This window comes from Streptomyces sp. 4F14, assembly GCF_048159485.1.
GTDB lineage: Bacteria > Actinomycetota > Actinomycetes > Streptomycetales > Streptomycetaceae > Streptomyces.
The window spans coordinates 241,358-255,270 of sequence record NZ_JBLRVY010000003.1 but is presented as its reverse complement, the minus strand read 5'-3'; the positions used below and the strand labels follow the sequence as shown (position 1 = coordinate 255,270).

At 73.5% G+C, this 13,913-nt stretch carries 11 protein-coding genes; 6 read left to right on the top strand and 5 right to left on the bottom strand.

The features are described from left to right. Positions 1–4 precede the first annotated feature (4 nt). Both ACLZOT_RS05890 and ACLZOT_RS05885 read left to right on the top strand, forming a co-directional pair. Entirely contained in the window at positions 5–1,033 is a 1,029-nt protein-coding gene (locus ACLZOT_RS05890; protein ID WP_416967645.1) for a hypothetical protein, read from the top strand. Beyond that, a complete protein-coding gene (locus tag ACLZOT_RS05885; RefSeq protein ID WP_416967644.1) occupies positions 1,030–4,674 on the top strand; it encodes a hypothetical protein in 3,645 nt (1,214 codons plus the stop codon). Before ACLZOT_RS05890 ends, ACLZOT_RS05885 begins: the two co-directional genes overlap by 4 nt. A 54-nt stretch (positions 4,675–4,728) precedes the next feature. Here ACLZOT_RS05885 and ACLZOT_RS05880 read toward each other — a convergent pair whose 3' ends face one another. After that, positions 4,729–5,151: a DUF6299 family protein gene (locus tag ACLZOT_RS05880; RefSeq protein WP_416967643.1), complete on the bottom strand. Its 423-nt coding sequence runs from the start codon at positions 5,149–5,151 to the stop codon at positions 4,729–4,731. 305 nt (positions 5,152–5,456) lie between these two features. Here ACLZOT_RS05880 and ACLZOT_RS05875 point away from each other — a divergent pair, with 305 nt between their 5' ends. After that, positions 5,457–5,630, top strand: coding sequence for a DUF5999 family protein (locus tag ACLZOT_RS05875; protein ID WP_416967642.1), 174 nt, complete (start codon positions 5,457–5,459; stop codon positions 5,628–5,630). A 15-nt stretch (positions 5,631–5,645) separates the two neighbouring features. Here the strand turns inward: ACLZOT_RS05875 and ACLZOT_RS05870 are convergent, their stop codons facing one another. Beyond that, the gene (locus ACLZOT_RS05870) at positions 5,646–6,044 is read right to left on the bottom strand and encodes a RidA family protein (protein ID WP_416967641.1); all 399 of its coding nucleotides are present in this window, start codon (positions 6,042–6,044) and stop codon (positions 5,646–5,648) included. Further along, positions 6,041–7,225, bottom strand: coding sequence for an acyl-CoA dehydrogenase family protein (locus tag ACLZOT_RS05865; protein WP_416967640.1), 1,185 nt, complete (start codon positions 7,223–7,225; stop codon positions 6,041–6,043). Before ACLZOT_RS05865 ends, ACLZOT_RS05870 begins: the two co-directional genes overlap by 4 nt. A 77-nt stretch (positions 7,226–7,302) precedes the next feature. Here ACLZOT_RS05865 and ACLZOT_RS05860 point away from each other — a divergent pair, with 77 nt between their 5' ends. The 3 genes from ACLZOT_RS05860 to ACLZOT_RS05850 all read left to right on the top strand — a co-directional run bounded on the left by ACLZOT_RS05860 (position 7,303) and on the right by ACLZOT_RS05850 (position 10,658). After that, a complete protein-coding gene (locus ACLZOT_RS05860) occupies positions 7,303–8,892 on the top strand; it encodes an AMP-binding protein (protein ID WP_416967639.1) in 1,590 nt (529 codons plus the stop codon). Between the two features lie 15 nt (positions 8,893–8,907). Next, a complete protein-coding gene (locus ACLZOT_RS05855) occupies positions 8,908–9,726 on the top strand; it encodes a PaaX family transcriptional regulator C-terminal domain-containing protein (RefSeq protein WP_416967638.1) in 819 nt (272 codons plus the stop codon). Positions 9,727–9,809: 83 nt separating this feature from the next. Beyond that, positions 9,810–10,658, top strand: coding sequence for a sulfotransferase family protein (locus ACLZOT_RS05850; protein WP_416967637.1), 849 nt, complete (start codon positions 9,810–9,812; stop codon positions 10,656–10,658). A gap of 1 nt (position 10,659) precedes the next feature. Here ACLZOT_RS05850 and ACLZOT_RS05845 read toward each other — a convergent pair whose 3' ends face one another. Continuing rightward, positions 10,660–12,912, bottom strand: a complete 2,253-nt coding sequence (locus tag ACLZOT_RS05845) for a bifunctional salicylyl-CoA 5-hydroxylase/oxidoreductase (RefSeq protein WP_416967636.1) — start codon at positions 12,910–12,912, stop codon at positions 10,660–10,662. Then, a complete protein-coding gene (locus ACLZOT_RS05840; protein ID WP_416967635.1) occupies positions 12,909–13,736 on the bottom strand; it encodes an enoyl-CoA hydratase family protein in 828 nt (275 codons plus the stop codon). The genes ACLZOT_RS05845 and ACLZOT_RS05840 overlap by 4 nt, the downstream gene beginning before the upstream one ends. Positions 13,737–13,913: the final 177 nt, after the last annotated feature.

Below are 13,913 nucleotides of genomic sequence, written 5' to 3'. Positions count from 1 at the left end.
GCCCGTGCGTACCAGGGCGGTCCGACGCGCGGCGCTGGTGACGGCGGTGCTGGGCGTGCTCGTCACAGGATGCGGCGGCTCGCCGGGCGGCAGTGACTCGGCCGAGGCCACAGACGGGGCGACCAGCAGCGGTCTGCTGGAACCGTGGGAGAAGGAGTCACCCGAGAGCACGCCGACGGGATCGGCCGGGGACACCGACGATCCTGGCCCGTCGGGCTCCGCGAAGAGAGACGGTACGACCAGGGGCACGAGTCCGACCGGAAGCAGTGATCTGACGAAGCAGAAAGGCACCGTCGGGCCGACGGGAGACGTCAGATCCTCGCGGCCCGCCACGAGCAGCACCCCGGACGACGAGGACGACCGGGACCCCCCGGTCAAGAAGTGCGGCATCACCGCGCCGACCGGCACGCAGGACGGCCGTCGAGCGCAGACCGTCGTCCTCCCGCCGCTGGGCACGCATCACACGTTCCCCCACATCACCGTCCCCCTGCGCGGCTGTGCCACCTCCGGACTCCCCGTGGTCTACACGGTCGACCGGGCGTCCAACTGGAACAACTGCAATCTCGAACCGGCCGAGAATCCCACCCACGTCGAACTCAGCGGCACCTCGGGCGGCTGTACGGTCATCGCGTCCCAGCCCGGCGACAGCACCTGGGCCCCGGCGGAAGCGGTAGGTCAGCAGTTCCGCGTCGGCTACCAGCCGGTCACTCTCAGCTGGGCCGATCCCAGGGCCGATCTGCCGTACCCGGGCACTCTCGCCGTACGCGTCGGGATCAAGAGCCCGGACCCCCTTGAGGCCGACATCCGCATGAGGGCCACGGGCTCCTGCGACTTCGGCGGCAGCGGCACCACCTACGTGCGTGCCGCGCGGCAGACTCGCGTCACAGCGACCCTGAACGCGCGCGACCCCGGCCCGGGCGGCAAGGGCGGCTGCGAAGTCTCAGCCTCGGTGGTGTCGGACCACACTGTCTCCAACACCATCGACAAGCGCACGTACAACGTGATCGCCTCACCCGCACCGCCACCCCAGTGACCACCCCTCCCCCAGACATCGACGACTCCGGAGCCGTCGCCTTCGGCCATGGCCAGGTGTCGATCAGCGCGCCCGGCGGCTTGGCGGCGGGTCGCGACAACAACCTCTTCTTCACACTGGTGCGTCCCGCCGGAGGCCCGCGCGCGGCCGGGTCCTGCCCCTACCCGGGCCTGGACCACTTCGACGAGAGCTGGGGCGAGTTGTTCCACGGCCGGGGGGAGGAGACCGGGCACGTCCTCGATCTGCTGGTCCACCACCCGTTCAGCGCGGTCGTGGGGGCGTCGGGCAGCGGCAAGTCCTCGTTGCTCGCGGCCGGGGTGGCGCACGCGCTGCGCAACGGCGCGCAGTCCGGCAGCGAGAGCTGGACGGTGCGTGTCGTACGTAAGACGTCCGGGGCCCTGGACGCCCTGTGCGCCACCGTGCGCGCCGCGTACGAGGACGCCGGCCAGGTGCTGGATCCCTGGCCCGGCGCGGACGCGCTGCGTGAGGACCCGGCCCTCTTCGGGCGGCTGTCGGCCGGACTCGCCCGGCTCACCGGCCGGCACGTGGTGTGGCTGCTGGACCAGTTCGAGGAGTTCCTCGCGCCGAACCTGCCCGCGGCGGACGTCGTCTGCGCGGCGCGCGCGGTGCTGTCGGTGCGGGACGTGCCACAGGTTCCGCCGGTCCGGGTGGTGGTCGCGCTGCGCAGCGACCTCTACCACCGGCTGGAGGCCGTGCCGGAGCTGGCCACCGAGGTGTCGGCCCACCAGTACTGGCTGGGCCCGCTCAGCGCGCGAGGACTGCGCGACGCGGTACGCCGGCCGGCGCGGACGGCCGAGCTCGGGGTCGAGGACGAACTCGTCCAGCGGATCGTCGCGGAGGCGGCCGAGGGCCCCGGCACCCTGCCGCTGATCGCGTACGTGCTCCAGCGGATCTGGGAGCGGGACGACTCCCCGGTGCTGACGCTGACCGCCTACGAGGCGGCGGGCGGGGTGGGCGCGGCGCTGGACAGCGATGCCGAGGACGTCTGGTCCCGGCTCACCCCGGCACAGCGGGCGGTCGCCCGGCGGGTGTGGACGCGGCTGGCGTACGTCGGCCGGGGCGAGCGCCCGACGCGGCAACGGGCGTACGCCCGTGACCTGGTCTCGGAGCGGGACGACGAGGTGGCCGTGGTCGAGGTCGTGGAACGGTTCGTCAAGAAGCGGCTGCTGACCGTGGGCGACGGGGACGAGCGAGGCAGCGAGCCGACCGTCGAAGTGGCGCACGAGGTGCTGCTGGAGAAGTGGGGGCGGCTGCGCGAGTGGCTGCGGGCGGATCCGGCCGCCAAGCAGTTGCAGGACGACATCGCGGCCGGCGCCGCCCGATGGCACGCGCAGGGCGAGGACGAGGGGTTCGTGCTGAGCCCGGGACAGCTGCGGCTCCTGGAACTGCTGGACCCGCAGCTGTGGCCGCTCAACGAGCGGGAGCGGGCGTACGTCGAGGCGTCCCGGCGCGTCGAGGAGCAGGCGCGGGCGGTCAGGGAACAGGCCCGCACCTTCAGGCGCCGGTGGCGGCTGACCGCCGTGGGCCTGGCCGTGGCGGCGGCCATGGTGGCACTGGCGCTCGCCCTGGTGTTCGTGCTGCGCGACGCCGAACAGCTCGCGCAGCGGGACAGGACTTCCATGGACGCGCTCCGGCTGTCGGCGCAGGCCCGGTCGGCGGCGGGTGAACGGCGGGACGTGGCGGCGGCGCTGGCGGTCGCGGCGGTGCGGCTGGACGACATGGCCGCGACCCGGACCGCGCTGATGGACGTACTGGCCGCACCGGGCGGTCAACTGGCCGTCCACCGCCCGGCCTTCGGCGCGGCGACGCCCAATGTCCTGGCCTCCGGGCCGACCGGGGACGGGGCGCTCGTGCTGGGCTGCTCGGACGGGGCCCTTCGCCGGGTGGACCCGGTCACGGGCCGACTGCTCGGGACGCTGCCCGCACGGCACGGCGACGGGGTGTCGGCCGTGGCCCTGTCCGGTGGGCTGGTCGTGTCGGGGGACGCGACCGGCGGGGTCGTCGTCCAGCCCGCCGCCGGTGACGGTGCCCCCGTGCGCCTGCGGATGCCGGGCGGGGCGGCGGTCGCCGCCGTCGCCGTGGACGGCACGGCGCACGTGGTGCTGGCGGGCGGGACGGACGGGACGGTGGCCCGCTGGACCGTGCGGGGCGAGGCGCTGGAGCCGCTGCGCCTGCCGGAGGAGGTCGTGGCGATCGCCGTGCACCGGCCGGGAGCCGTGGCCGCCGTGACGACCCGCACGAACCATGTGCTGGAGGTCCCGACCGAGGGGGCGTGGCGGCCCCGGCCGGTGTGGGACACGACGGTCGCGGCCGCCGGCGGGAACGCCGTCGCGGCCGCACCCGGTGCCGGGCTGGCGGTCGTCGACGGCGCGCGGCTGCACCTCCCGCACGGGAGCACGCCGTCCCCGAACTCCAGCGCCGTCGCGGCCACCGCCGGGACGGTGTACGTCGGGGACACGACCGGACGTGTACGTGCCTGGTCGACGTCCGGCGGCGTTCCGCGGGCGCTCGGCGAGACGTTCACGGGGCCGCCGGGTGACGCCGTCGTGGGACTCGCCACGGACGGTCGTCTGCTGGCCGCCCTGACCGAGGAGGGCCGCCTGGTCGTCTGGGACGCGGCCGGCCGCCGTTCACCCGCCGCCGTACCGCGCCCCGCCGACGCGGGCCGTACGGTGACCGCCGTGGCCCACGGCCCGGCCGGCACCCTGGCTCGCGGCGACAACCGCGGAGACGTGGTGTTGTCCGGGGCCGGCCCGCACGCGGGCGCCCGGATCACCCTGCCCGGCGGCAAGGCCGTCGCCGGTCTCGCCTGGACGGGCCCGGGGACCCTTGCCGTGGCCACGGCGGACGGCGTCCTGCACGGTGTGGATCTCGCCACCCGCAGACATCAGCGCCTCACCGACGAGCCCTCCGGCTTCCTGGACGTCCGCGCCACCCTCGACGGGACGGTCCTCACCGCGTGGGACGACCGGGTGCTGCTGCATCGCCGAGGTGCCACCGCGCCGCTCGAAGGGTTCGACGGCCGGGGCGTACGCGCGGTGGCGCTCGGCCCACACGGTGAAGTCGCCGTCTCCTACGGCACGGTCACCGATCCGCAGGTTCTGTTGTGGACGGGAGACGCCACCACGACCGCACCCCGCGCCCTGGCGACGGGCCATCGCCTGTACGTCGCCGCGCTCGCGTTCTCTCCGGACGGCCGCGTCCTGGCGACCGGGAGCGACGACCGCGCGGTCTCCCTCTGGGACGTCCGCACCGGCGACCGGCTCGGCGCTCCCCTGACCGGACACACGGACACGGTCCGGTCCCTGGCCTGGTCGCGCGGGGGCCTGCTGGCCTCGGGCGCGGAGGACGGCACCGTCCGCCTGTGGGACACCCGAGCCGGCACCGCGGCCGGACCGCCCCTCCGGTACACCGACGACCGCCCCGTCACCTCTCTGTCGGCCTCGCCGGACGGGAACGAACTGGCCGCCGCCGATGGCGGATTCACCGTCCTGTGGCCCTTCGCCCCAGCCGCCTGGCTCTCCTCGGCCTGCGCGCTCACGGCCGACGTACGTCCCGAGGACATCGCCGGCTACGCGGGTGGGAGCCGGCCGAAGGACGAGTGCCCCCGGCCGGATTGAGCGCATGGAGCCGTCCGGTGCACCGGACGAGCGGGCGCGGCCCGAAGCCCCTGGTCACACCTCTGTGAGCGTCACCGGCCCGGTTTCACGGGCGTGGAAACGCGGCAGCGGCAACCCGCCCTCCGGGGCGAGTTCCATCAGCGTCGCCTCGACTCTCGCCTCGCCGGGGGTGAGGGTGGACGGGGACGGTCTGCCGGTGTTCTGCCAGGCGTGCTCGGCGCCGTCGCAGAGGGCGGTGGTACCGCCGATGCCGTGGCTGACGTCGCCGGAGTCCTGGTTGACGGAGCTGCTCACGAAGACGGGGCCCTTGTTGCCGAGGCAGCGGTAGGTGCCGGTGAGGGTGACCGTGCCGTCGGCGGCGATCCGGGCCACCGGGTCGACGGTCACCGTCTCGGCGGGGTCCGCCTGGGCGGTGGGTGCGGTCAGCAGGAGCAGCGTGGCGCCGGCGGCGACGCCGAGCGCGGAGCGGAAGGACATGGGGTACCTCCTGGTTCGGGGTGTTCCCGACCAGCGATACCGGGGCGTGTGACCCGCTTCGCGGTGGGTGGTGCCGGTTCGGGGCGGAGTCCATGCCATCGGTCGACGCGGATACGACCGTACGGCGGCATCGCCTCGTGACCGGACGTCCACGGAGCGGTGACCGGCGTCGGGGAACCGTCCCGGAGTTGTCCTGGTGTTGTCACGCTTGCGGCGGAGCCGTTCCGATGAGTTCGCGGCGGGAGCATGGTCTGTCCATGCGGGACGGTCCGCTCGGGCCGCTCCCCCGCCACTGGAGGTGCGCCATGTGTTCCCACACCGTCTCCGGGACCGTCGAGAGTCCCGCACACGTCGTCGCCGCCCACCCGGAGCAGGGCTGGAACCTGCTGTGCGACGGCACGATCGTCTTCGACGACTCCGGCGAACTGCTGCCGGACGGCAGGGTCGTGGCACCGGCGAGGCGCCTGGTCGCGGCCTGAGCCCACGACGCCGGTTCACTCCAGCACCGCGAACCCGTCCAGCTCGATCAACGCCGTCTCGTCCCACAGCCGTACGATGCCGACGACCGCCATCGCCGGGTAGTCCCGGCCCGCCGAATCCCGCCAGATCCGGCCCAGTTGAGGCGCGGCGGCGCGATACGCGGGGACGTCCGTGACGTACGCCGTCACCCTCGCGAGGTCGGCCGCGCGGCCCCCGGCCGCCGTGAGCGCGGCCAGCAGGTTCCGCAACGCCACCTCGAACTGTTCGGCCAGCGTCTCCCCCACGACCTTCCCGTCCGCGTCGAGAGCGGTCTGCCCGGCGAGGAAGACGAAGCGGCTGCCGGTGGCGACGACGGCGTGGGAGAAGCCGGAGGGGGGTGACAGCCCGGCGGGGTTCAGACGTTCGAGGCTCATACGGCCCGCCCCTCCCACTCCGTGTACAACTCCTTCGCGATGATGCCCCGTTGGATCTCGCTGGCCCCCTCGTAGATCCGCGGCGCCCGCACCTCCCGGTAGAGGTGCTCCAGCAGATGCCCCCGCTGGAGCGCCCGCGCCCCGTGCAACTGCACCGCCCTGTCGACGACGTACTGCGCGGCCTCCGTCGCGAACAGCTTGCCCATCGCCACGCGCCGGGGGACGTCCGGTCCGCCCGCGTCGTACGCGGTGGCCGCCGCGTGGACCATCAGGCGGGCCGACTCGACGCGCAGGGCCATCTCCGCGACCTCGTGGGCGACGGCCTGGAGGTCCCTCAACTTGCCGCCGAACGCGTCCCGTTCGGACGTCCAGGCGAGGGTGGCGTCCAGTGCGGCCTGCGCCATCCCGACCGCGAACGCGCCGACGCTGGGCCGGAACCGGTTGAGGGTGCCCATCGCGACGCGGAAGCCCCGGCCGGTCTCGCCGAGGACGTCGTCGGGGCCGACGGGGACGCCGTCGAAGGTGAGCGCGCCGATGGGGTGCGGGGAGAGCATGTCGAGGTGGGTGCCGGTGAGGCCGGGCCGGTCGGCGGGGACGAGGAACGCGGTGATGCCGCGCGCACCGCTGTCTCCGGTGCGGGCGAAGACCGTGTAGAAGTCGGCCTCGGGGGCGTTGGAGATCCAGCACTTCTCCCCGACGAGCCGCCAGCCACCGCCAGCACCGGCACCGGCACCGGCACCGGCACCGGCACGACCGGAACCCCCCGAACCGCCCCCGGCATCGGGTACCGCCCGCAACTCCAGCGCCGCCGCATCAGACCCCGCCCCCGGCTCGCTCAACGCGAACGCCGCCACCACCCGCCCCGCCCGCACCCCCGGCAACCACCGCTCCCGCTGCCCCGAACTCCCGTACCCGTGCACGGGATACGCCCCGAGCCCCTGCAACGCGAGCGCGGTCTCCGCCTCCGTGCAGCCGTACGCCAGCGACTCCCGCAGCTCGCAGAGTTCGACGGCGCCGGAGGTGAACAGCCGGTCCAGCAGCCCCCGTTGACCCAGTTCGGCGACGAGGGGACGGTTGACCCGGCCCGGTTCGCCCTTCTCCGCGAGCGGACGGAGGACTTCGGCGGCCAGTGTGCGCAAGTCGGAACGCCCCATGGCGTACACCCCCTCGGCCTCGACCATATCGCGCTCCCTTGACCGCCGTCACCAACGCGTTACGCTCGACGCACGACCCCGAACCGACAAGGGGGCGAGCCACCGTGCAGCTCTCGGCCCACGTCGACACCTTCGCGCGCGACCACCTCCCGCCGCCCGGCGCCTGGCCCGAACTCCGCTTCGACCTCCCGGAGTTGGCCTACCCGCCCCGCCTGAACTGCGCCACGGAACTGCTCACGGGCCAGCCCGACGACGCCCCCGCCCTCCGCACCCCGACCACGACCTGGTCGTACGCCGGACTGCGGGCCCACGTCGACCGCATAGCCCACACCCTCACCGCCGATCTGGGCGTGCTCCCCGGCAACCGCGTCCTCCTTCGCGGCCCCACCACCCCCTGGCTCGCGGCCTGTTGGCTGGCCGTCCTCAAGGCGGGCGCGATAGCGGTCACGGTCCTCGCCCAGCAGCGCGCACACGAACTGGCGACGATGTGCGAGATCGCCCGCGTGAGCCACGCCCTGTGCGACGCCCGCTCGTTGGACGACCTCGTCAAGGCGGAGGTCCCGGGCCTGAGGATCACCCCGTACGGCGGCGACACCCCGGACGACCTCCTCAACCGGCCCGCGCCCGGGCTCCCGTACGAGGCAGTGGACACGGCGGCCGACGACATCGCGCTGATCGCGTTCACCTCCGGAACCACCGGCCGCCCCAAGGGCTGTGCGCACTTCCACCGCGATGTCCTGGCGATCGCGGACACGTTCGCGCGACACGTCCTGCGGCCGACGCCGGACGACGTGTTCACGGGCAGCCCCCCGCTCGGGTTCACGTTCGGCCTCGGTGGTCTCGTCGTGTTCCCGCTGCGGTGCGGCGCGAGCGCGCTGCTGCTCGAACAGGCGGGTCCGAAGGCCCTGTTGGAGGCGATCGCACGGCACCGGGTGTCGGTCCTGTTCACCGCGCCGACCGCGTACCGCGCGATGCTGCCCGACCTCGACGCGTACGACGTGTCGTCCCTGCGGCGCTGCGTGTCGGCCGGGGAGAACCTGCCGTCGGCGACCTGGGAAGCCTGGCACTCACGGACCGGCGTGCGGATCATCAACGGCATCGGCGCCACCGAGCTGCTGCACATCTTCATCTCGGCGGCGGACGAGGCGATCAGGCCCGGGACGACGGGAGTTGCCGTGCCGGGCTGGGAGGCGCGGGTGCAGGACGGCGCGGGGAGACCGGTCGCCGACGGCACTCCGGGCCTGCTCGCCGTACGCGGCCCGGTGGGGTGCCGGTATCTCGCCGACCCCCGGCAGGGGGAGTACGTGCGGGGCGGCTGGAACGTCACCGGGGACACCTATGTCCGGGAGGCCGACGGGTACTTCAGGTTCGTCGCCCGTGCCGACGACATGATCGTGTCCGCCGGGTACAACATCGCGGGGCCCGAGGTCGAGGAGGCGTTGCTGCGGCATCCGGACGTGCTGGAGGCGGCGGTGGTGGGGCGGCCGGACGAGGAGCGCGGGCAGGTGGTCGTGGCGTACGCGGTGCTGCGCGAGGGGGCGCGGGAGGACGTGGCGGCGCTACGGGCGTTCGTGAAGGCCGAGTTGGCGCCGTACAAGTGTCCGCGCGAGATCCACTTCCCGGCCGAGCTGCCGCGCACGGCGACGGGAAAACTCCAGCGGTTCCGGCTGCGTACCCGAGGTGACCAGCACTGATGCCGAAGACCTAAGATGATCAACGTGTCCGACCAGCATGCACCACGGTCTCTGATCGTCACGCTCTACGGCGCGTACGGCCGCTTCACGCCGGGCCCCGTGCCCGTCGCGGAGCTGATCCGGCTGCTCGCCGCGGTGGGGGTCGACGCCCCCTCCGTGCGTTCCTCCGTGTCCCGGCTCAAACGCCGCGGGCTGCTGCTGCCCGCGCGCACCGAGCGGGGTGCGGCGGGGTACGAACTGTCGCCTCAGGCGCGGCAGTTGATGGACGACGGGGACCGCAGGATCTACCCGGCCGGGCCGCCCGGCGACGAGGGCTGGGTGCTCGCGGTGTTCTCCGTGCCGGAGTCCGAGCGGCAGAAGCGGCACGTCCTGCGGTCGCGGCTGGCCGGGCTCGGCTTCGGGACGGCGGCGCCCGGTGTGTGGATCGCGCCCGCGCGGCTGCACGACGAGGCGCGGCGAACGCTGGAGCGGCTCGGACTCGGGCCGTACGTCGACCTGTTCCGGGGCGAGCACCTCGGGTTCACGGCGACCGTCGAGGCGGTGTCGCGGTGGTGGGACCTCGCGGCGATCGCCAAGGAGCACGAGGCGTTCCTCGACACGCACGAACCCGTGCTGCGGGCCTGGCGGGAGCGTACGGACACGCCGCCGCAGGAGGCGTACCGGGACTATCTGCTCGCGCTGGACTCCTGGCGGCGGCTGCCGTACGCCGATCCGGGGCTGCCCGCGCGGCTGTTGCCGGCGAACTGGCCGGGGGCGCGGTCGGCGGGCGTCTTCCACGAGCTGCACGCGCGGCTGCGGGACGCGGGCGAGGGGTTCGTGCGGGCCGGGGCCTGAAGACCCCGGACTCCCGGGGGCGCTCAGTGAATCCTCAGGTTTCTTGACGGGTTCTCTCAGACTCCTTACCTAGCGTGCGGCTCATGAGCCTCATGCGCAGTCTGAACCGGGCGCTGACCGCCACGACGGGACTCCAGGTCCGCCGGGCGGCCCGGCCGTCCGCCGCCCCGGCGCGGCCTCCGGTGTACCACGAGCCGTCGGCGGAGGACCGGTTGCTCAGACGGCCCGTGTTCGTCATCTCCTCGATCCGCTCCGGGTCGACGCTGCTGCGGATGATGCTGGACACGCACTCGCGGCTGCGCGCCCCGCACGAACTGCACATCTCCCGGCTCGAAGTGGGCTACGGGAGCAGTGTCTCCGAGTACGCGATGCAGAACCTCGGCCTCGAACGCGGGGATCTGGAGCACCTGTTGTGGGACCGGGTGCTCCACCGTGAACTGGTGCGCTCCGGCAAGGAGTTCATCGTCGAGAAGACCCCGGGGAACGTGTTCTGCCACGAGCGCATCCGGGACTCCTGGCCCGACGCCCGCTTCCTGCTGCTGCTGCGCCACCCCGAGTCCGTCGCCCGCTCCTGGCACGAGAGCGACCCCGTGAAGCGGCCGTACGAGCAGGCCGTCGCGGACGTCCTGCGGCATGTCGAGGCCGTCGACCGGGCCCGCGGCACCCTCGGCGAGGCGTGCACCGTGCGGTACGAGGACATCACCGCCGACCCGGACCGGGAGCTGCGGCGCCTGTGCGCGTACCTGGGCGTCGAGTTCGAGCCCGGCATGGCCGACTACGGCGCGAAGAGCGACCCGGACCTGAAGCGGGGCCTCGGCGACTGGCGGGCCAGCATCCGCACGGGCACGGTCCAGCCGGGCCGCGCGCTGCCCGCCCCGGACGAGGTCCACCCGTCCCTGCGGCCGTACTGCGCGTCCTGGGGCTACTCCTGAATCAACTCCCCAGTGTCAAGCGGGGTTTGGGGGCGTCCGTGCGGCCCGTCGATGGTCTTCTGCTCCCCGCGCGGTACTGCACCGGCCACACCACGCCCGGCCCTTCGTAGCCCTGCTCGGCAGCCGCGTGCAGTGTCCAGTGCGGGTCGTAGAGGTGGGGGCGGCCGAGGGCGCAGAGGTCCGTACGCCCCGCCAGGATCAGGGAGTTGACGTCGTCCCAGGAGGAGATCGCGCCGACGGCGATGACCGGGACGCCCGCCTCGCTGCGGATGCGGTCGGCGTACGGGGTCTGGTAGGAGCGGCCGTATTCGGGGGTCTCGTCGGCGACGACCTGGCCCGTGGAGACGTCGATCGCGTCGGCGCCGTGGGAGGCGAAGGCGCGGGAGATCTCGACGGCGTCCTCGGGGGTCGTGCCGCCGGGGGCCCAGTCGGTGGCGGATATCCGTACGGTCAGGGGGAGTTCGGCGGGCCAGACGTCCCGTACCGCGTCGAGGACCTCCAGCGGGAAGCGCAGGCGGTTCGCGAGGGAGCCGCCGTACGCGTCGGTGCGGTGGTTGGTCAGGGGGGAGAGGAAGCCGGAGAGCAGGTAGCCGTGGGCGCAGTGGAGTTCGAGGAGGTCGAAGCCGGCGTGGGCGGCGCGGCGGGCGGCAGTGGTGAACTCGCCCCGGATCTGCGCGAGTTGGGCGCTGGTCAGCTCGCGCGGGACCTGGCTGTCCGGGCGGTACTTCAGGGAAGAGGCCGCCACCACCGGCCAGTTGCCGTCGTGGAGGGGTTCGTCGATGCCCTCCCACATCAGCTTCGTCGAGCCCTTGCGGCCGGAGTGGCCGAGCTGGACGCCGATCGCCGTGCCGGGGGCCTGGGTGTGGACGAAGTCGGTGATCCGGCGCCAGGCGGCGCCCTGCCGGTCGTCGTAGAGGCCGGTGCAGCCCGGGGTGATGCGGCCCTCGGCGCTGACGCACACCATCTCGGTCATCACGAGCCCCGCCCCGCCGAGCGCGCGGGCGCCGAGGTGGACGAGGTGGAGGTCGCCGGGCACGCCGTCGGTCGCGGAGTACATGTCCATCGGGGAGACGACGACCCGGTTGCGGAGGGTCAACTCCCGTAACCGGAAAGGCGTGAACATGGGCGGCGTGTCCGGCGGGCAGCCGAACTCCCGTTCCACGGAGGCCGTGAAGCCGGCGTCGCGCAGCCGGAGGTTGTCGTGGGTGACGCGGCGGCTGCGGGTGAGGAGGTTGAAGGCGAACCGGCGCGGCGGCTGGCCGACGTACAGGGGGAGGTTCTCGAACCACTCCAGGCTGGCCCGCGCGGCGCGCTGGGTGGAGGCGACGACGGGCCGCCGCTCGGCCTCGTACGCGGCCAACGCCCTTGCTGTGTCCGGCTGTTCGTCGAGGCAGGCGGCGAGCGCGAGGGCGTCCTCGACGGCGAGTTTCGTGCCGGAGCCGATGGAGAAGTGGGCGGTGTGCGCGGCGTCCCCGAGGAGGACGACGTTGCCGCTGGACCAGCGGTCGTTGACGACCGTACGGAACGTCGTCCAGGCGGAGTTGTTGGTCCGCAGGGTGTGTCCGCGCAGGGTCTCCTTGAAGAGTTCCGCGCACCGCTCGACGGTGAACTCCCCGGCCCGCCACACCTCTTCGCGCATCTCGACGATGACGGTCGAGGCGCCGGGCGCGTACGGGTAGCCGTGGAGCTGGACGACGCCGTGGTCGGTCTCGGCGATGTCGAAGCGGAACGCGTCGAGCGCGAGGTCGGTGCCGAGCCAGATGTAGCGGCAGCGGTGGGCTGTCAGCCGGGGCCGGAACGCGGTGGCGAACGTCTCCCGGGTCGCGCTGTGCACGCCGTCGGCGGCGACGACGAGGTCGTACGTCTCGGCGAGCCAGGCCGGGTAGGGGGCCTCCGTGCGGAAGCGGAGGTCGACGCCGAGGTCCCGGCATCGTTCGTGCAGGATGTGCAGGAGTCGTCTGCGGCCGAGCGCGGCGAACCCGTGTCCGCCGGAGACGTGCCGTCGCCCCCGGTGGGTGATCTCGATGGAGTCCCAGCGGACGAACTCCCGTTCCAGCGCGGCGTACACGGCCGGGTCGGCGTGTTCGATGCCGCCGAGGGTCTCGTCGGAGAGGACGACGCCGAAGCCGAAGGTGTCGTCGGGGGAGTTGCGCTCCCAGACGGTGATCTCCCGTGCCGGGTCGAGGCGTTTGAGGAGGGCCGCCGCGTAGAGTCCGCCGGGGCCGCCGCCGATGACCGCGATCCGGCCGGTCATCGTCCTTGCCACTTCGGCGGGCGCTTCGCGGTGAACGCGGCGTGGAACTCCCGGTAGTCGGCGCCGGTCATGAGCAACGCCTGGGTGGCGGCGTCGAGTTCGACGGCGGCGGCGAGCGGCATGTCCAGTTCGGCGGTGAGCAGGGCCTTGGTCTGGGCGTGGGCGAGGGCGGGGCCGTCGGCGAGGCGCCGGGCGAGGACGAGGGCGGCGGTGTCGGCGGCGCCGGGTTCGGTCAACTGGCTGAGGAGGCCGATGCGTTCGGCTTCGGGTGCCTTCACCGGGTCGCCCAGCATCAGCAGCCGGGTGGCGTGGCCGAGGCCGACGACGCGGGGCAGGAGGTAGGCGGCGCCCATGTCGCCGCCGGAGAGGCCGACCTTGGTGAAGAGGAAGGCGAACCGGGCGGTGGGGTCGGCGATGCGGAAGTCGGCGGCGAGCGCGAGGACGGCTCCGGCGCCGGCGGCGACGCCGTGGACGGCGGCGATCACCGGGAACGGCGCCTCGCGCACGGCCCGGACGACCTGCCCGGTCATGCGGTTGAAGTCGAGGAGCTGGGCGGTGTCCATGGCGAGGGTGGCGCCGATGATCTCGTCGACGTCGCCGCCGGAGCAGAAGCCGCCGCCCTCTCCGCTCAGCACGAGCGCCCGCACGGACCGCTCCCGGGACAGCTCGGCGAGGAGGTCGCGCAGGTCGGCGTAGGCGCCGAAGGTGAGGGCGTTCAGTTTGGCGGGGCGGGCGAGCGTGACGGAGGCGACGGCGTCCGTGACGTCGACGCGGAGGTGTTCCCAACGGGGTGTGCGCGCGGCGGATCCGGTGAAGGGACTCACGCCTTCGAAGTTATCACCCGTATGTGACTGTCGTCACGGGTGCGATATAGCAGTGTCACCGGTCGTCGATAAGGCGGTAACAGCGGGATCAGCGAGGCGGGAGGGGCCGTTGGGACGGGTAGAACCCCGCGCACCTCCCCTGGTGCACAAGGACCGGGGGCCGCCGTACCATTCCAC